Genomic DNA, 18780 nt, shown 5'->3' on the forward strand with positions numbered 1-18780 from the left:
TCGGAGCGGTGGGCGCCCCCACCCACGGAACCGGCGACCACACCCAGCACCGACCCCCGTGACATCACTTCCGCCTCGTCCTGACGGCACCAGGAGCCGGTGGCATCGGGCCGACCGATTCCGCCGAGGAGCACCCCTGCCGGTTCTGAGCAATCACCGCCTCCGCCGCCAGCGTGAAGCCCAGGAACGTACCCAAGGCGGACACCCGCAAGGCAACCTTCCATATGCGAACAGGACGGGCCGGTTCGACAGGCGGACCGCGGCCTACTCAACGCGCTCTTCTACCGCTGTGCGGGACTCGGCGGTGCGAACGTCCCGGCGGTATGGAATGCCGAATGGGAGCACGGTGGTGTGGTGGTCAGCTAGTCATTGGTTGCGAAGCTTGCACGCGTACCTGGCATGAAACCTTGGATCACAGCGGCAATATACGCCAGATTCGACCCGAGGTCGAGGGTGGCGGTAAGACGCACTAAATGTATGATGTCAATGGAAACTATGAGGGCTTCTGGTGACCGATTTACCTTACAGTATTTTTCCGCCGAATTTACCGCCGTACGCCTCCGAGCAGGTTTGAGGTTCGGTCGGTGCTGCTCGACCTCATTTCAGGTAGGCGAACACGCGAAGAGGTGGACGAATGGGCGGGCCGTTGGGTCTACGCCTCCGATCCTGGTGTGGATGACCAGATTATATCGAACGCCCTGACCTCGCTCGCGGTTTGTGACCTGAAGACTTCACCCGACGGATACTTGCACGGCCCGGACGATTTCCGCGACTGGCTCCGTGATTTCGACGACGAACTTGCGGGTCGAGACGATAATTAGTTTTTGACCGAATTCGCTGCGTGGAGAAGGTATAGTTCGACTGGGTAGATAATGAGAGTGTGGATCACGCTCACGGTTGCAGTGCTTACGATAAATCATGGAAACAACTAATACTTAGCTGGAGCGTGGCTCGACTTGGGCAACGGCATTGTTGTGCCCACAGACAACAACCCCTACGGCACCCGTAACAACCCAGATCGCTACCTTCACCACCCGCCCAGCTCGCCGTGAACCCTCCGCCGATGGGTGACGCGGGGCGCGAGCTGGTTGATGCCCGCGGCGTGTCGACCGGCTGGCGCGGCTTGTGGTGGCGGGATCGGCACCGAATTACGAGACGATCATGACTAAACACGCCGCTCAAGTTCCGTCGAGGAGGCTCGGCAAGCTTGATTTGACATGACACGCGAGTTCTCCTTCGCAGGAAACGGCGCCAGCATAGCTCACTGGAAGAATCGAACACCGCGATCCAGACACAAAGGCATTATCACTACGCCCGAAGTTCGCGGCGGCCTCAGGGTTGGGAATCGAACTGGCTGTGAGAACGCAACCTGATTATCACCGCAGCCAACCCGGGCCGCGAGTGGTGACCCGTTGATAGTTTCAAGAAACAGGTCGGCACACCACCGCGGCTCCGGGTAGTTGAGGCTCGTGAACAGGGTCAAGGTGTCAAGTGTCACGCCACCGTTCATGACAAAAGGCGCCTTGGGTCCAGGCCCCGTTCTATGTGATGAGGCGGCAGGTGTCGGGGGCGGCGGTGATGTTGTGGAGGCTGTACCAGCCTTGTCCGATGAGTTTGCCTTGGTTGCGGCCGGTTGGGGCCCAGCTGTCACTGGCCGGCAGGTATCGGTACCACAGCAGGCCGCCGTTCTCGGCGGGATAGGAGCCGTAGAGGATGTCTCCGCCGACCGACATCAGTGAGTTGAACGTGCTCCATCCGGTGCCGCTGGGTTTGGCTTGCTGGGTCCATTCGCCGGCGGTGGCGTCGTAGACGTGGCGGAACAGTTCCCCTGCGGGCGTGCGGGTGTAGAGCACGCCGTCGCCCGCGGCGACGATGAGGTCGTATTTGTTCCAGCCGGCGCCGAGGACGCGGGTGGGCTCCCATGTCTTTTTCGCGGGGTCGTAGAAATGCCGGTACAGTTTACCGTCGGGGTTGATGGTGTAGAGGGCGCCCGCGCTGTCGACGGTGATCTGGTTGCGGTGAGCGGGGCTGGTGTAGCGCTCCCAGCCGTGGTTGACGACCTCGTAGTACTGGTTGCCGAATTTCTCCCATTGGTCGTTGCCGAGATGGTGGAAGCGGCGTAGCTCACCGTTTGCGTTGGCTTGGTACAGGGTGCCGCCGGGGCCTGCGATGGCGCGGGTGCCGAGCCAGCCGGAGCCGATTTCCCGGCCGTTGCCGTTGCTCCAGGAGAAGCCGCCGTTTCGGGGGTCGGTGTGCTCGTACAACCACAGGCTTCCGTTGTCCCGGGTGGTGAACACCGGCGCCGAGGGTTTGCACACGATGGCCAGGTCCGGCACGGTGCGGCGGATCCAGTCACCGATGTTGTCGGCGCGGGCTTCGGTCGCACCTCCCCGGGTGCGGTCTTCTGCGATGCAGCCGCCCTGCCGGGACGTGCTGGTCACCGCGACCAACTCCACCTGCCCGCCGAATCCGCGTAGCGCGGGGGCGCCGGAGTCGCCTTTGCAGGGGTCGGTGTCAGCGGGGTTCCTCGTGGTGATCGCGACCGTGGTGGAGGTGGTCTTGCCGGTGGTGAAGGGCGTGGCGTGTGGTTGGCCGGGGACCCATTCGGTCGCGGTCCGGCCATACCCCGCCACCCGCAGCACCTCTCCGGGCCGGGGTGCGGTGCGGGCGATCGCTACTGGGGAGATCCCGTGCACCGGGCGGGCGAGCTTGGCCAGCACCAGGTCGCGGTCCTCCCGCGGGGCGAGTTCGGTGATGTCGATGACTCGTGCCTCATCGTTCTGGGCGAGGTCGGCGCGCCCGAGGGTGGCGGTCGACTTCCGCGGGGGTGCGCCGGCGGGGATGGTGAACGTTTGCCGCGGGTCTGGGGCGAAGCAGCGTGCGGAGGTGGCGATCCATTGGGGGTCGATCAGGGCGCCGGTGCAGGATCGGCCGTCGATGCCGGGGCTGCCGATGTCGACCTTCGCGAGGAAGGAGTCGGCGCTGCTGGGGTTTGGGTTGGGCGGAGGCGGTGGCGCGCCGGTGGCCTTGATCTCGACCAGGGTGGCCGGGCCGTCGGCGGGTTTGGCCGCTTCACCGAGTTTGGTCCACTTCTCCTTGGCGATCGGGACGGTTTCGGAGCGTCCCTTGGTGACCAGGGTGACTTCGATGTCGTGGTCGTCGCCCTTGGCGAGGAAGGTTTCGGGTAGTTCCAGGCTCAGGTAGCCACGGGGGCCGGTGATCGCGAAGCAGAACGTGGTGTTCTTGCTGGTGTTGACCTTCATCACGTCAGTGCGGTCACCGCAGTCGACGAGGAGGATGTTGCCGTCGCCGGTCTTGAGGCGGATCCCGCGGTCGGCGTAAATCTGGTCCGCGTTGGGGTATGCGTAGTCCTCCACCGGTGGGTCCTGCTCCGCAGGAGAGGCGAGGGTGGGGTTCACGGTCACGAGACCACTACCGGTAACCAGGACCGCGCTCACCACGGCCCCGAGGGTCGGCAGCCGGTACCACATTCGCACCAAGAATCTCCTAATCATGTCAAGCCCTACCGGCGGATCTGGTTCACCGGCCATGGCTGGCGGGTGCGCCGTGTGATCCTTTGCGACACCCTCATGCCCGCGTCCCATTCAGCGCGGGCGAACCAGAACATTAAATACCGACCCAGCACGTGACAATGTTGAACCGTTGATTATCCGAGTCAACATTGTCGCCACCGAGGAGATTCCGGTGTTCAATCGTTGTCCACGTCGTCGAACGCGACGATGGAGTGTTACTCAACACATCGGCACGGCCAGGATATTCTCGTCCGACACCGCGAGTGGCGAACGGTTTAAGAATGTTGTTATAGTGCCGCAGGTCTCGCATATGCCCTCGTTGCAAATACTCTTTCAAGCTTCGAAAGTCCTGCCACCGCTGCCTTGGCGGCTGATAGGCGCCTGCGAGATTTGTCCATAGGACGCGCTGTCCGCGTCGACCGGAGGGGATTCTGTATGAGATTGACGAGATGGGTGTCGTCTGCTGGCCGGAGGAGACGTGCCGTACTGGCCGTGGCTGCGATGACCGCGGTGGTAGTGGGCGTCTCGGAGATGCCACTGGCGACCGCGGCCGCCGCTACGACCATCTCCGTGTCCGGCACGGGCACGGTTGTGACATTCGAATTCCCGTCGCCTGCCAGTGATCGTGCGGGGGTGGTGCGGTTGATGACCAGCGGCGGGCCGGCGACCGCGCGCGCGGCAGAGGCGGCGTTGGTGGGATCGGATGCTGATCTGGCGGAGTTCTTGCGCGCGGGGCAGTACACTGCGGCGGACAGTGACGTGCGGTTCCGCACCGCGCAGTTGCTGGATGTGGGAGGCCGCAAGCTGGCGGAGGCGGTCCAGAAGGCGTTGGACGGCTCGGTGGAAGCCCAACGGACGTTCCTGAAATCGGGGTGGCAGAGGCCGTGGGAGGCTGATCTGCGTCTGCGGGTCGCGCAATCCCTGGGTGCGGGCCGTAAGGTCACCGAGGCCGCCCAGCAAGCACTGGATGCCGGTACCGCCGAGGCACTGCAGGATTTTCTGGCGAAAGGCCAGTATGTGGCGCGGCAGGCCGACGACCGGATGCGGGTGGCCAGCCTGCTGGGCTCCGGCGGCCCGCAACTGGAACGAGCGGTTCAGGAGGCGCTCGACGCCGGGACCTGGGGCGCGTTACGGGAATTCCTGGACACCGGGCAGAACCTGGCCAGGGCGCGCGATCGGGAAACCCTGACCGTCGCGGAGTTGGCCGGCCAGGCCGAGCGCGCGGGCCAGGAAGCCGCTGCCCAGACCAAGGCCGCTGAAGAAGCCGCCGAACGGGCGGTGACCGCTACCCGCGTGGCGAAGGAAGCCGCCGAACGCGCGGCCCGGGAAACCCAGGAAGCGCAGAATTCCGCTGGGCGCGCCGCCGAAGCGGCCGGACGCGCGGCCGACGCAGCCACCGGCGCCGCGAGAGCCGCCCAGACCGCGATGGCCGCCGCCGGGCAGGCCACCGCGGCCGCACGAGTGGCCGCGACCGCGGCGTCACGGGCGGCGGCCGCCGCCTCCGCCGCCGGTGGGGCCGCCGCCCGCGCGCACACGGCGGCTTCAGCGGCAGCCCGCGACGCGGGACAGTCCGCGGCGGCGCGCCGCGCCGCCATCGACGCCCGGAACGCCGCCGCCGGCGCCCGCAACGCCGCCCAGGCCGCCGGACACGCCAGCACCGCCGCTACCCAGGCCGGGGCCGCGGCACGTGCCGCCAGCGGTGCCGGCGTCAACGCCGCCGCGGCGGCCGCGGCCGCCGCGCAGGCAGGCGACCACGCCAAGACCGCCGGTTCCCAGGCCCGCATCGCGGCCAACGCCGCCGCCAGCGCACGCCGCGCGGCCACGATGGCCACCCGCGCGGCCAACGCCGCCGAAGCGCTCGCCGCCCAGTCCGCCCAGGCCGCCGCGCAGGCTCAGGACGCGGCCAACCAGGCCGCCACCCATGCCGACAACGCGGCCGCAGCCGCGGACCAGGCCGCCGAAGCCGCAGGCCAGGCCGCCGAAGCCGCCAACCAAGCCACCACACACGCCAGGAACGCGATCGCGGCCGCCGACACCGCCGCCGCGGCGGCGAACCAGGCTGGCCAAGTCGAGGAAACCGCCCGCAGGACCGAAGCCGAACAGTTGCGCGCCCGCGCCGACCAAGCCGCCCACGCCGCCGAGGACCTGCGCACCGCGCAGGACAACCAGCAGGCCGACGCCGCCTGGGACGCCGCCGAACAAACCCGCGTCGACCAGGACACCGAGCGGCTGCTCACCGCAGCGGCCGCACCGGACGCCACCCCCGGCACCGTGGTGACCCACGGTCGCAAGGCCGCGGCCCGGCTGGTCACCACCGGCGGCCCCTGGACCCGGGCCGCCGCCGAGCAAGCATTGGCCGGCTCCGAATCCGAGGTCACCGAGTTCGTCCGGACCCGCCGCGCGATAGCCGCCGAACAAGACGACCGCGCCCGAGCCCGCTACCTCGCCGACTCCACCGACAAACCCGCGCTGAAGGCCGCCGCCGAGAAAGCCCTGGCCGGTGGCCACAGCGAGGTGCGGGAATTCCTGCGCACCCAGAACTACGACGGCAAGGCCGCCGACAACAAGTTCCGCATCGCGCAACTCCTGGGCACCGGACGTCCGGCCACTGAACGCGCCGCCCAAGCCGCGCTCGACGGCACCGACGACGATCGCCAGGCCTTCCTCGACCATGGACTGCCCACCGCGGCCGCCGCTGATGACCGCTTCCAGATCGCGCAACTGCTCGGCAACGACGGAGCCGAACTCGAAGCCGCCGGTCAGATCGCCCTGTCCGGGCCGACCTGGTTCGCTCGAGCGTTTCTCCAGGTCGGGCAGCACAACGCCCGGCGCCGCGATCAGAACACCGCAGCCCACGTCGCCGGGGTCCGCACCCTGGTGGCCCAAGCCGCCGAAGCCGCCACGAACGCGCGCGCGGATGCCGCCCGCGCCGCCGAAGCCGCCGCGACCGCCCGAGGCGCCGCCGCCGAAGCCAGCGGCTACGCGAACCAAGCCAGGGCCTCGGCCGACCAAGCTCGCGGTTACGCCACCCAAGCCCAGCAATCCGCCCACCAGGCCCAGGAGTCAGCCGAACACGCCGCGCGTTCGGCGGCCATCGCACGCCAAGCCGAGGCCACCGCTCTCCGGAGCGCCCGCGCCGCCGCCGGCTCCGCACGCCAGGCCAACGCCTCCGCGGCTCGTGCCAGCAGCGCCGCACGAGCCGCCAACGCCTCCGCCGCGTCCGCCTACGCCTCCGCCATCGCCGCCGGGAAAAACGCCGCCCAGGCAGCACAGGCCGCCACCCAAGCCCTCCAGCACGCCATCACCAACCCACCCGCCCCGCAACCCGGTGGCGGTGGAAGCACCAGCGGCGGCTACGGCGGTGCGGGCCCCACACCGGATGGATGCCAGCGAGGCAATCGCCCAGGCGCCGACTGGGTCACCCACCTGCTCTGCGGCCCCGGCATGACCACCAACACCGACTGCAACATCCCCCTCAACCTAGGATGCCGCTACCTGAAGGACACCCTCCTCACGCCAGACAAGAAACCCGAAGAGCCATACTGGACACAATCCCGGCTCTGCAGCTTGGGTGCGTGGGGCACCGGCGCTGGCGTGGCCGGGCTCGGGTTACTCATTCCGGGTGCTCAAATATTCATCGGCAGTATGGGGCTCGGGGTGGGGCTTGCCAGCGTCTTCGTCTGTTAGTCAGCGTGAACGAGGTAGTTATGGGCAACAAGCAGGAACGGTTCGACCGACATGTGCGACGCGAACCGGTCAACTGGAAAGAGACTGCAAGCCACGGTGTGCTGATCATCCTTGTATTCACAACCGGGTTTCTGTCGAGCGTCGAAATATATCCCCCTGCGTTCGGAATACCGCTCTTGGTTGTGCTGGTCATGCTCTGGATATATGTAGCATCTTACTGGCGAAGAAAACGTGCACTAAATAAGAAGGAGAAAAACAAATAAACACGCAAATGCGTGTGTATGTACCTTTCTGGGTTAGTCGACCAAGTGTGACTTCGGAAAGGGCTGGGGGCGCTTGGCTGCGGTATTCGTTGAAATTAGTTGGTACTACATGGAGTACGACATGTCTTCGCTGTAGTGTGGTCCGACGCTCCACACCTGGATTCTGGTGAACGATCCGGACGGGACAGTCTCCGTGCTGTCAGGAATCACGGCGTTGTGGTGTGGGTGACTCAGGTGGTCTGGGCTGTCTCCGGACTACCTGAGTCACCTGCCGATGGGGACCGCTGAACCTGCGAAGTCTCGGAGGAATAGCAGGTTCTCGAACAGCCCGACCGGAGTGTCAGCTGTCGGGTTGCTGTGGGTTGCGTGTCCGAGCTACAGGGCAAGCTCACAGGGGGTGGGGGAGTGGTGGCGTTTCTGGCCTGGAGTGTTGTGGGGTGAACACATACCGCTTGTTCTCTGTCGGCATTGAGCGTTCATGGTTCAGCCCGGTCACCGGTGGCCGGATGGAGTCCATGGTGGAGGAGATCGGTATGGCATGGACTGAACCGCACAGCGCGGGCCGACGGGTCCGGTACTACCGCCCGGGCGGCGGTGTCGGCACCGAGTCCGGGTTCGCCACTCCCGGCAGGCCGAGCGTGGTCTGCGGATATCGAGTACGGGTTGCGCAACAGTCCTACCGCGGCTGGCTCGTCGAGGACGACGTGCCCGACGGCCTGAGCCATGAACGCAGGGGCCATCGCCGCCTGGGTGCGGCGCCCGGGGCGCGTGGCATCTACTCACACGTCAACGAAGATTCTACGACAGCCACTGACACCGCCTCCCGGAGTTTTAGAGAGGCACTAGTCTAATATCACTCGAATGTCTCTGGACTTGGCGTTGTCAAAGAACCCTTTAGCTTCCAAACTAGTCAGAAATCTGTCAATCCAGTCGAATTCTTCTGGCGTCATCGATGGAGTGGTGGAGGCCGCCTGCTTTTCGTGCTTGTATGATTCCGGATCGGTCGCGACGTCTTGCGCTTCCTGATCATCGTCGCTTCCGTGCGCCCATTGCTTCGGTGCTGGTGTTGACGCGTCATGCGTGCTCGCTGCGGCACCAGGTGACCGGTCGGTGGGTTTAGGCTCGCCACGTGGCTTCGTTCGCCTTGCGGCTGTCTGAGGCGCTTGTTGCCCATCTACGGCACGGATCGGACCAGCGGAGCGCGGAGAGTCTCCGGGGGCCGTAGGGCGTGCCCTGCTCGCCATCCGGCCCCACCCCCTCACTACGCGGGGAGTCGCCGCGTAGTGTCTCCGAATCTTCTTTCCGGGGGGTTTCAGCGCCGCGTGGGGTGCGGGGGTTGTGCCGCCCCGTTGGGTGTTTTCCCGGGTCGGGTGGCGGGAAAAAACTCCCGGTTCCCCGGTGTCTCCATGTGCGTGCCTGAGCCTCGCCGCACAGCATGTGCGACGATATCGACCAGTTGATCATACCATCCAAAGCGGAAGTACCTCTAGACAAGGTGTATAACGCGCTTGCGGAATTCATCCCGACGCGGCGACAGTCGGCGTGCGTCGAGCGGACACGTGCAGAGCAACCGGGCTGACAAGGTCACACTTGACTCCGACGAGCGAGGACGCGCACAGGGGACCCCGCGCGGCCAATCGGCTGCGGGATCCCGTGCATTCACGGCATAGCGTCGTCCTGGATGCTCCGTTCATCTGGACTCGCCGCCACCCTGTACAGCGATGGCCACCACTGACCCGCACCGCCTGTGACCAGCGTATATGTGCGACTGGCTGTGCTTGTGTAACCGTGCATGGAAGGTTCCGTAAGTGTGTGTGCTTGCGCTGACCACAACTGCTTCGCCCGCAACACGCACACCTACCTCGACTTCGACGCGGGCCGGGATTTCGACACCCAGGTCGTGGTCAAGGTCAACGCGCCGGAGGTGCTCACGGCGCAGCTGCGCAAACCGAGCTGGACCCGGGAGCACGTGGCCATGGGCACGAACACCGATCCGTACCAGCGGGCCGAGGGGCGGTACCAGCTCATGCCGCGCATCATCCGGGCGCTCGCCGACTCCGGCACGCCGTTCTCCATCCTCACCAAGGGCACGGTGCTCACCCGGGACCTGCCGTTGCTGGAGTCGGCGCACCGGGACGTGTCCGTCGGGCTGGGCGTTTCGATCGCCCTGCTCGACCGCGATCTGCAGCGCCGGCTCGAGCCGGGGACGCCGAGCCCGCAGGCGCGGCTGGAACTGGTGCGCCGGGTCCGCGAGGCCGGGCTGCCGTGCGGGGTGATGATCGCGCCCGTCCTGCCCGGGCTAACCGATTCGCTCGAGGCGCTGGACGGGCTGATCGCCGCGATCGCCGACGCGGGGGCCACCGGGGTCACCGTCCTGCCGCTGCACCTGCGCCCCGGGACCCGCGAGTGGTTCGCGCGGTGGCTGGCCGCCGAGTATCCGCACCTGGTGCCGCGGTACCGGGAGCTCTACGCGCGGGGGAGTTATGTCACCCGGGCGTACCGGAACTGGCTGTCCGCGCGGGTGGCCCCGCTGGTGCGGCGGCACGGCCTGGCCCCGCGGGCGGACAGCCAGGACGGCGGCCTGCCCGGGGACGAGGAGGGCGCCTGGCCCGAGGGCGCCATCCCGGCCCAGCGCACCGGTGAGGAGGTGAAGCCCCGGCCCGAACAACTCCCACTCCTCTAGGCCGGAGTCCCTGCCGGGAGTGCCGCCACTTCCGGCAGGCGTGTCGCGGGGAAACCTGGTGGACTCGCCCCCGGGTGGGTTCGTTAGCCTTTATCGTCGGCAAATTCGCTGCTGACGCACGCGACCACCAGTTCGAGAGGATCCTCCGCAGTGCTTCGCACCCACAACGCCGGCACCCTGCGTGCCGAGCACGTCGGCCAGACCGTCACGCTCACCGGATGGGTGGCGCGGCGGCGCGATCACGGCGGGGTCATCTTCATCGATCTGCGGGATGCGAGCGGCGTGGCCCAGGTCGTCTTCCGCGAGGGCGAGATGGCCGAGCGCGCGCACCAGCTCCGCTCCGAGTTCTGCGTCCGGGTGGTCGGCGAGGTCGCGCAGCGGCCCGCGGGCAACGAGAACGCCGAGATCCCGACCGGCGCGATCGAGGTCCTGGTCACCGAGCTGGAGGTGCTGGCCGAGGCGGCAGTGCTGCCGTTCCCGATCGACGACCGGGTCGACGTCGGCGAGGAGGTGCGGCTCAAGCACCGCTACCTCGACCTGCGGCGCAACGGCCCGGCGAAGGCCATGCGGCTGCGCAGCGAGGTCAACCGGGTCGCCCGGGAGGTGCTGCACGCGCAGGACTTCGTCGAGGTCGAGACCCCGACGATGACCCGCTCCACCCCGGAGGGCGCGCGGGACTTCGTGGTGCCCGCCCGCCTGCGCCCCGGTTCCTGGTACGCCCTGCCGCAGTCGCCGCAGTTGTTCAAGCAGCTGCTCATGGTCGGCGGACTGGAGCGGTACTACCAGATCGCGCGCTGCTACCGGGACGAGGACTTCCGCGCCGACCGGCAGCCGGAGTTCACCCAGCTCGACATCGAGATGAGCTTCGTCGACCAGGACGACGTGATCGCCCTCGGCGAGGACATCGTGAAGGCGCTGTGGAAGCTGGTCGGCCACGAGATCACCGGCCCGATCCGGCGCATCAGCTACGCCGAGGCGATGGCGAAGTACGGCTCGGACAAACCCGACCTGCGGTTCGACCTGGAGATCACCGAACTCACCGAGTTCTTCGCCGACACCCCGTTCCGGGTCTTCCAGGCGCCGTATGTCGGCGCCGTGGTGATGCCCGGCGGTGGCAGCCAGGCGCGTCGCCAGCTCGACGCCTGGCAGGAGTGGGCCAAGCAGCGCGGCGCCAAGGGGCTGGCCTACGTGCTCATCGGCGAGGACGGCACGCTCGGCGGCCCGGTCGCCAAGAACCTGTCCGAGCACGAGCGGGAGAACCTGGCCGCGGCGGTCGGGGCCAAGCCCGGCGACTGCGTGTTCTTCGCCGCCGACAAACCGAACGCGGCGCGCCAGCTGCTCGGGGCGGCCCGCGTGGAAATCGGCCACCGGCTCGGCCTGATCGACGAGAACGCCTGGTCGTTCGTGTGGGTGGTGGACTTCCCGCTGTTCGCGGCCGCCGACGAGGTCGACGACGTGACCGTCGGCGGTGGCAAGTGGACCGCGCTGCACCACGCGTTCACCTCGCCGACCCCGGACTGGATCGACAAGTTCGAATCCGACCCGGGCAACGCGCTGGCCTACGCCTACGACATCGTCTGCAACGGCAACGAGATCGGTGGCGGCTCGATCCGTATCCACCGGGCGGATGTGCAGAAGCGCGTTTTCGAGATCATGGGCCTGTCCGAAGAGGAAGCGCAGGAGAAGTTCGGCTTCCTGCTCGATGCCTTCCAGTTCGGACCGCCGCCGCACGGCGGGATCGCCTTCGGCTGGGACCGGATCACCATGCTGCTGGCCGGGGCGGACTCGCTGCGGGACGTGATCGCGTTCCCGAAGACCGGTGGCGGCTACGACCCGCTCACCGGCGCGCCCGCCCCGATCACCGCGGAACAGCGCAAGGAGGCGGGTGTCGACGCCAAGCCGGCACCCAAGGCGTGACGCGCGGCCGTGCTGCATCTGCGGGCGGTGTGCCCGGAAGACAAAACCGAACAGGCCGTGGCGATCCTGCGCGCGCAGCCGGGCACCGCGCATCTCGCGGTGCACCGGGGCGCGGCGGTCGCCCCGGTCGGTGACCTGATCGAGGCGGACATCGCCCGCGAGGCGGCCGACGACATCATCGACGCGCTGTGCGAGCTGGAACTCGATCACACCGGCGGCATCACGCTGGAGACGATCGAGACCGCGCTGTCCGACGCGGCGGACCGGGCCGAGGAGGAGGCGCCGGGCGAGGGCGCGGACGCGGTCGTCTGGCAGGAGCTGGTGGGCAGGACGGGTGAAGAGGCCCGGCTGAACGTCACGTTCCTGTCCTTCCTGACGATCGCGTGCCTGCTCGCCGCGGTGGGCGTCGTCACCGACTCGCCGGTGACCATCGTCGGGGCGATGGTCGTCGGGCCGGAATTCGGGCCGCTCGCCGCGGTGGCGGTCGGGCTGGTGCTGCGCCGGTGGGATCTGGTCGGCCGGGCGGCCGTGGCACTCGCCGTGGGGTTTCCGCTGGCGGTGGCGGTCACCGCCGGCGCCACCCTGCTCGGTGTGGCGACCGGTGTACTGGATGCCGGCGCGCTGCAAGGCGACCACCAGGTGGACTTCGTCTACAAGTTCGGGATTCCGTCACTCGTCGTGGCGCTGCTGGCCGGTGCCGCGGGCATGCTCGCGATGACCTCGGCGAAATCGGCGGCGCTCGTCGGGGTGTTCATCTCGGTCACCACCGTGCCCGCCGCCGGGTATGTCGCGGTGGCCGCGGTGCTGGGGCAGTGGGACCGGAGCGTGTACTCCCTCATCCAGCTGGTGATCAACCTCTTCGGAATCGTTATAGCTGCGGCCATTGTGCTGATGTTGCGCCGCCGGAAGCAACGCAGTGAGGGCGCCGAACGTCCGCTGTCACGCGGTTGATCCCGGTGTGCACGCTCACGAGATCGCAGTAGTCATGGTTGCTCGCTCACGAGTAGGGTCGATGCCAATGACCGTGGATACCTCCTCCGCCGACGATTCGACCGTCGGGGCTGGAGCCGGAATTCGTGCCGTCGAAGCGGCGGTTGAAGCAGGCGAGGCGGTGCTCGCGCACCGGTTCGGCAGCACGATCACCCTTGTCGATCCGGAGGACCTCGCCGGCAGCGGCCCGGCGACCGTGGTCCGCGCGCACATCGCCTCGTCCCCGTTCGCGCTGCCCCGCACGCTGGTGATCAAGCACTACCCGGTGGCGCCGCCGAAGGGCGAGGTCGATCCCTTCGCGCAGGAGGCCGTCAGTTACCAGCTGTTCACCGCGCTCTCGCCGGATGAGCGGATGTGCCCGGAACTGCTCGCACACGACGGAAAACTGCGTGTGCTGGTGATCGACGACCTGGGCCGGGCGCCGACCCTGCGGGACAAGCTGCGCGGATCCGACGCCCGGGGCGCCGAGCGGTCGCTGCTGTCCTGGGCCCGCTCGCTGGGCCGCCTGCACGCCAGCACGGCCAGCCGCGAGGCGGATTTCAACGCGTTGCTGCGCCGGCTCGGCGGGCCCGCGAAGGGCGACGACACCACACCGGTGGTCGCCTGCGCGCAGCTGCCCGCGCTGCTGGAGGAGACGCTCGGCGTGCGGACCTCGAACGCGGTCCGGCGGCGTGCGGAACGGTCCGCGGAACACGCCCGGTCCGCGTCCTACCGCGCGTTCAGCCCGGTCGATCTGAACCCGGACAACAACCTCGTCACCAGCGGCGGGGTGCGCTTCCTCGACTTCGAACGCGGCCGGGTGCGCAACGCGCTGGTCGACGCCGCGCACCTGCGGGTTCCGTTCGTCTCCTGCGACAACCCGCTCGCCCTGCCCGCCGGGATGAGCGAGGCGATGGTCGCGGCCTGGCGGGCCGAGGTGGCCGGGGTGTGGCCCGCGCTCGCCGACGACACCGCGCTCGCCGAATACCTGCTGGACAGCCAGGTCCTCCAGGTGTGGCTCGCGACCTGGGAATCGTTGCCCACGCTCCCGCCCGGCCCGGGCTCGCCGCCGACCGGCCAGGCGGCCGCGCTGGTGTCCTGGTGGAGCGAACTCGGCAAGCACGCCGGGCACGCCGGCCTCGACGAACTGGCCGAGCACAGCGCGGCGGTCGCCGGGGCGCTGGACGCCCGCTACGGCCCGGGACTGGAGCTGGCGCTTTACCCGGCGTTTCGTTAGCCGACGACAAGCACCGAGGATTCGCCGAGGCGTCCTCACGACGTTACCCGGTCATCACCACGGGTGAGCCTGCGTACCCGATCGTTCCCCTGTGACCTTGGTGAGCGAGGAATTCACTCAGGCCCTTGATCCCTCCGACCCCCCGCGCCTCGCGCGACGGCTGGTGGTGCTCGGCGACTCCACCGCGGTGGGGCTCGGCGACCCGCTGCCCGGCGGCGGCTGGCGCGGTGTGGGCCCGCTCGTCGCCGACGCCCTCGGGGTGCCCGCGGCGGGGTACCTGAACTGCTCGTTCACCGGGGCGCGCATGCGGTGCGTGCGGACCGAGCAGTTGCCCGCCGCGCTGGCCCACCGGCCCGAGGTCGCCGTCCTGGTCGTGGGCATGAACGACACCCTGCGGTCCGATTTCGACGCCGCGGAACTGGCCGCGGACCTCGACCACGTGGTGACCGAGCTGACCGCCGCCGGAACCACCGTGATCCCGGTCCGTTTTCACGACCACGGCAAGGTTTTCCGGCTGCCGGGTTCGCTGTACCGCGCGCTCAAGGGCCGCATCGACGAGCTCAACGGGGCCATCGACGAGGTGGTGGCCCGGCGTGCGGTGCCGTGCCTCGATCTGTCGGTTGTGCCTGGGGCGTATGAACTTTCCGCGTGGAGTGTGGACCGCCTGCACCCCTCCGAACTCGGACATCGGTTGCTGGCCAAGGGTTTCACCGAACTGCTGGCCGAGGCCGGGTTCGCGGTACCGTCCCCGGTGGATCTCGTCTGCTCCGGCGGGCGGCAGACCACCGCGGTGCATCACGTCGGATGGCTTGTGGTGAAAGGAATCCCGTGGCTGTGGCGGCGCGGGCGGGATCTGCTGCCCTACGCCGCCGGAATCATGCTGCGGTCCGCGTTCCGGGACGCCCCGGCCGCGCCGCCGCTAACCGAGCAGCGCGCGCACGAATAACCGCAACTGCCGCTCCGGCGCGAAATCGGGCACCGGCATGGCGAGCTGGTGCAGCACCAGGCCGTCCAGGTAGTCCAGCAGCAGCCGCAGGTGCGCGTCGGGATCCGCCGAACCGGCCGCGACGAGTTGTTCGCGCAGCGGGGCCGCCGCATGCCCGGCCGCCGCCGCGAGCTGGTAGCGCAGCTGGTTGTCCCACGCGGCTTCCAGGAACAGCGCGTGCCGGGCCAGCGTCTGCGTGCGGGCGGGCCCGAGCAGGTGGTGCACGAACTCGGCCATGCCGTCCGCCAGCGCGTCCGGATCGCCCGGGGTGAGCGCGGCGGCCAGTTCCCGCGCTTGTTCCTGTTCCCGTTCGGCGACCCGGGCGAGCACCCCGGAGACCAGGGCGTCGCGGGTGCGGAAGTGGTTCGACGTGGTTCCGGCGGGCAGCCCGGCCTCGGCGTCGACCGCGCGGTGGGTGAGCCGCCGGGATCCCTGCGAGCCGAGCACGGTGACGGCCGCGTCGAGCACGCGCTCGCGGCGATTCGGTTCGGGCACGGAAGGCAGCGTAGAGCACTACGTTTCGGACTACAAATGTAGTAGCCTGCTCGTATGACACTTCAGGTCGCCGTCGTGGGCGGCGGAATCGGCGGGCTCACCTGTGCGATCGCGTTGCACCGGGCCGGTGCCCGGGTTGCCGTGCTGGAGCGGTGGCCGGAGATCACCGGCCGCGGGACCGCGCTGGGCATGTGGCCGGAGGCGCTGCGCGCGCTGGACGCGGTGGGCCTGGGCGACCGGGTTCGCGAGATCGGGGTGCGGCAGCGGGAAATGGCGTTCCGGACGCCGGACGGCCGGGCGCTGGCCCGGCTCGACGTGGGGCGGCTGGAGCGCCGCGGCGGCGAGCTTCCGGTGCTCCTCTCGCGCGCCGCGCTGATCCGGGTGCTGCGCGAGGCGCTGCCCGCGCACCTGATCCGCACCGGCACCCAGGTGCGGGCGGCCGACCTTCCCGCGCTGCGTGCCGAGCACGACGTGGTGGTCGGGGCGGACGGCATCCACAGCGTGGTGCGTTCGGCCGGATTCGGCGCCGGCCGGTTGCGGTACTCCGGCTACACGGCGTGGATCGGCGTGGTTCCCGGGAACGGCGAGCGCGGCCAGGAAATCCTCGGCCGGGGCCGGAAGTTCGGGATCACCCCGGCGGAGAACGGGATGACCAACTTCTACGCCCCGGTCTGGGCGCCCGCGAACTATCCGGTGCCCGGGGGAGCGCTGGCCGATCTGCGCGCGCGGTTCGGCGACTGGTGCGAACCGGTGCCGTCGCTGCTGGAACGGGCCGAGGGCGCCGAGATCCTGCGCAACGCGGTGCACCACCTCGACCCGCCGCTGCGGGATTTCGTCCGCGGCAACCTGGCGTTGCTCGGCGATGCGGCGCACGCGATGACCGCCGATCTCGGGCAGGGCGCGTGCCAGGCGCTGGCCGACGGCGCCGCACTGGGCCGGTGTCTCGCCGAGGACGGGGTGGCGGGCCTGCGGCGCTACGACCGCGAGCGGCGCCGGGCGTCCCAGCGCGTCGCCGCGGGCGCGAAGTGGCTGGGCGGGCTGACCATGCGCCCCGGGCTCACCGCGGTGCGGAACGGCCTCTTCCGCACCGCGGGCGTGATCACCGGGCACGGGTCGGCGAGGATGGCGGTATGGGAACCCTCGACCTGACCCCGGACGAACTGCTGACCACGACCCGTACCGTGCGCAAGCGCCTGGATCTCGAGCGGCCGGTGCCGATGGAACTGGTGCGGGACTGCCTGAACATCGCGCTGCAGGCGCCGAGCGGCTCGAACCGCCAGGACTGGCACTGGGTGGTGCTCACCGACCCGGAAACCCGTGCCGCGGTGGGGGAGTACTACCGCCGCTCGGTCGAGCGGTACCTGGATTCCCGGTACGCGGCGGGGAAGCTGTTCGCCGACGATCCGGACCGCGCGCCGGTGCAGCGGCGGGTCGGCGACAGCGTGGCCTACCTCGGCGAGCACCTCGGCAAGGCGCCGGTGCTGCTCATCCCGTGCCTGCGGGTGCCGGGTGGCGAACTGGCCGACGGCAACCAGGCCGGGACCTGGGGCTCGCTGCTCCCCGCGGTGTGGAGTTTCATGCTCGCCGCGCGCGCCCGGGGGCTGGGCACCGCGTGGACCACCCTGCACCTGACCTACGAGCGGGAGATCGCCGAACTGCTGGGCCTGCCCGAGGACATCCGGCAGGCGGCGCTCGTGCCGGTCGCCTACTACACCGGCGACACGTTCAAACCCGCCGCCCGGCAACCCCTCGACGAGGTCCTGCACGTCGACCGCTGGTAGCGCCGAAGGAGGGCACTTTCCCGGGAAAGTGCCCTCCTCGCGCAAGAACCTCAGGTGCCGGTGGTGCTGAGGATGCGGTCGTCCTCGGCGGCGGGGCTGCCGCGGCCGTCGCGGTTGCTGGTGCCGACCCACAGCGTGTTGTCCGGCGCCGCGGCGACCGCGCGCAGCCGCCCGTAGGTGCCCTGCCACAGCCCCTGCGGCTGACCGACGCCGTCGTCGGCGTTCACCGGGATCTTCCACAGCCGCCGCCCGGCGAGCGCCGCCATGTAGAGGTGACCCTGGTAGTAGCCGAGCCCGCTGGGCGAAGCCTGCGAAGTGGACCAGGTCAGCAGCGGATTCACGAACCGGGGATCCGAGCACGTGCCCTCGCACGTCGGCCAGCCGTAGTTCTTGCCGGATTCGATGCGGTTCAGCTCGTCGTAGGCGTTGTTGCCGAACTCCGAGGCGTACATCCGGCCACCGGGTCCCCAGGCGAGGCCCTGCACATTGCGGTGCCCGTAGGAGTAGACCCGCGAATTCGGGAACGGATTGCCCGGCGCGGGCTGGCCGTCCGCGGTGATCCGCAGGATCTTCCCGCCGAGCGAGTTCAGGTTCTGCGAGTTGTTGCGGTTGCCGCCGTCGCCGGTTCCCGCGTACAGGAAACCGTCCGGGCCGAACTCCAGCCGCCCGCCGTTGTGGATGGACGACTTCGGGATGCCGGTCACGATCGGCTGGGGCTGCTGGCCGAGCACGAACTTCGCGATCCGGTTGTCGCTCGCGGCCGTGTAGTACACGAAGACCGTCTTGTCCTCGGCGTACTTCGGGGAGACCGCGATGCCCATCAGACCGCCCTCGCCCGCGGCGGAGACACCGGGAATGGTCTGGACATCGGCGACCTGCCCGGAGCGGATGGACCGGACCTTGGCGGTGTTCCGCTCGGTGAACAACGCGCTGCCGTCGGGGAGGAAAGCGATGGCCCACGGCACGTTCAGCCGGGAGGCGATCGTCGTGGGGGCCAAGGGAGCGGGCTGGGCGGAGGCCGAGGCCGCGGTGATGCCCGCGGCCACCGTGGCGGCCGCGAGGGCGGCCACGGCGAGCTGTCGAGTTCTCATGCGTACTTCCTTGAGTGCAGGGGAGGGGGCGGTACGCGCGCGAACCCCAGCGTAGGGCCGCCCGACGGGCCGGGCAGCCGACGATCGTAGGGAATCCGTTACTCCGGGTGAGGGCATTCACAGCCGCCATAACGAGTGT

General features: G+C 69.0%; 12 protein-coding genes. 9 read left to right on the top strand and 3 right to left on the bottom strand.

The window, feature by feature from the left end; translation table 11 throughout:
* The first annotated feature begins 584 nt into the window (after positions 1 to 584).
* A complete protein-coding gene (locus tag FXO23_RS39585; RefSeq protein WP_158892080.1) occupies positions 585 to 821 on the top strand; it encodes a DNA-binding protein in 237 nt (78 codons plus the stop codon).
* 720 nt (positions 822 to 1541) lie between these two features.
* Here the strand turns inward: FXO23_RS39585 and FXO23_RS39590 are convergent.
* Positions 1542 to 3491: a tachylectin-related carbohydrate-binding protein gene (locus tag FXO23_RS39590; protein ID WP_158892198.1), complete on the bottom strand. Its 1950-nt coding sequence runs from the start codon at positions 3489 to 3491 to the stop codon at positions 1542 to 1544.
* Between the two features lie 573 nt (positions 3492 to 4064).
* Here FXO23_RS39590 and FXO23_RS51185 point away from each other — a divergent pair.
* From FXO23_RS51185 to FXO23_RS39620, 6 genes are all read left to right on the top strand, one after another.
* A complete protein-coding gene (locus FXO23_RS51185) occupies positions 4065 to 7220 on the top strand; it encodes an ALF repeat-containing protein (RefSeq protein ID WP_281356708.1) in 3156 nt (1051 codons plus the stop codon).
* A 2073-nt stretch (positions 7221 to 9293) separates the two neighbouring features.
* The gene (locus FXO23_RS39600; RefSeq protein WP_246258297.1) at positions 9294 to 10166 is read left to right on the top strand and encodes a radical SAM protein; all 873 of its coding nucleotides are present in this window, start codon (positions 9294 to 9296) and stop codon (positions 10164 to 10166) included.
* A 150-nt stretch (positions 10167 to 10316) separates the two neighbouring features.
* Positions 10317 to 12083 carry an aspartate--tRNA ligase gene (aspS, locus tag FXO23_RS39605; protein ID WP_158892084.1) on the top strand — a complete coding sequence of 589 codons (1767 nt, stop codon included), beginning with the start codon at positions 10317 to 10319 and terminating at the stop codon, positions 12081 to 12083.
* Positions 12084 to 12092: 9 nt separating this feature from the next.
* Positions 12093 to 13034 (top strand): DUF389 domain-containing protein, encoded by a 942-nt coding sequence (locus tag FXO23_RS39610; protein WP_158892086.1) that lies wholly within the window; start codon positions 12093 to 12095, stop codon positions 13032 to 13034.
* A 67-nt stretch (positions 13035 to 13101) separates the two neighbouring features.
* The gene (locus tag FXO23_RS39615; RefSeq protein WP_158892088.1) at positions 13102 to 14289 is read left to right on the top strand and encodes a phosphotransferase; all 1188 of its coding nucleotides are present in this window, start codon (positions 13102 to 13104) and stop codon (positions 14287 to 14289) included.
* Between the two features lie 91 nt (positions 14290 to 14380).
* On the top strand, positions 14381 to 15235 hold the full coding sequence (locus FXO23_RS39620) for an SGNH/GDSL hydrolase family protein (RefSeq protein ID WP_158892090.1): 855 nt from the start codon (positions 14381 to 14383) through the stop codon (positions 15233 to 15235).
* Here FXO23_RS39620 and FXO23_RS39625 read toward each other — a convergent pair.
* Entirely contained in the window at positions 15209 to 15769 is a 561-nt protein-coding gene (locus FXO23_RS39625) for a TetR/AcrR family transcriptional regulator (protein WP_158892092.1), read from the bottom strand. The genes FXO23_RS39620 and FXO23_RS39625 overlap by 27 nt on opposite strands.
* 54 nt (positions 15770 to 15823) lie before the next feature.
* Here FXO23_RS39625 and FXO23_RS39630 point away from each other — a divergent pair, with 54 nt between their 5' ends.
* Complete coding sequence (locus FXO23_RS39630) at positions 15824 to 16918, top strand: FAD-dependent monooxygenase (protein ID WP_158892094.1); 1095 nt, start codon at positions 15824 to 15826, stop codon at positions 16916 to 16918.
* Complete coding sequence (locus FXO23_RS39635) at positions 16900 to 17550, top strand: nitroreductase family protein (protein ID WP_158892096.1); 651 nt, start codon at positions 16900 to 16902, stop codon at positions 17548 to 17550. The genes FXO23_RS39630 and FXO23_RS39635 overlap by 19 nt, the downstream gene beginning before the upstream one ends.
* A gap of 50 nt (positions 17551 to 17600) precedes the next feature.
* Here the strand turns inward: FXO23_RS39635 and FXO23_RS39640 are convergent, their stop codons facing one another.
* On the bottom strand, positions 17601 to 18641 hold the full coding sequence (locus tag FXO23_RS39640; protein ID WP_158892098.1) for a PQQ-dependent sugar dehydrogenase: 1041 nt from the start codon (positions 18639 to 18641) through the stop codon (positions 17601 to 17603).
* Between the last annotated feature and the right edge of the window lie 139 nt (positions 18642 to 18780).

Origin of the sequence: Amycolatopsis anabasis, assembly GCF_009765355.1 — a bacterium.
Classification (GTDB): Bacteria; Actinomycetota; Actinomycetes; order Mycobacteriales; family Pseudonocardiaceae; genus Amycolatopsis; species Amycolatopsis anabasis.

Excerpts from the sequence above, each read along its gene's own strand:
- FXO23_RS39590 (WP_158892198.1), bottom strand. The coding sequence starts at position 3,491 with ATGTGGTACCGGCTGCCGACCCTCGGGGCCGTGGTGAGCGCGGTCCTG.
- FXO23_RS51185 (WP_281356708.1), top strand. The coding sequence starts at position 4,065 with ATGCCACTGGCGACCGCGGCCGCCGCTACGACCATCTCCGTGTCCGGC.
- FXO23_RS39615 (WP_158892088.1), top strand. The coding sequence starts at position 13,102 with ATGACCGTGGATACCTCCTCCGCCGACGATTCGACCGTCGGGGCTGGA.
- FXO23_RS39630 (WP_158892094.1), top strand. The coding sequence starts at position 15,824 with ATGACACTTCAGGTCGCCGTCGTGGGCGGCGGAATCGGCGGGCTCACC.
- FXO23_RS39635 (WP_158892096.1), top strand. The coding sequence starts at position 16,900 with ATGGGAACCCTCGACCTGACCCCGGACGAACTGCTGACCACGACCCGT.
- FXO23_RS39640 (WP_158892098.1), bottom strand. The coding sequence starts at position 18,641 with ATGAGAACTCGACAGCTCGCCGTGGCCGCCCTCGCGGCCGCCACGGTG.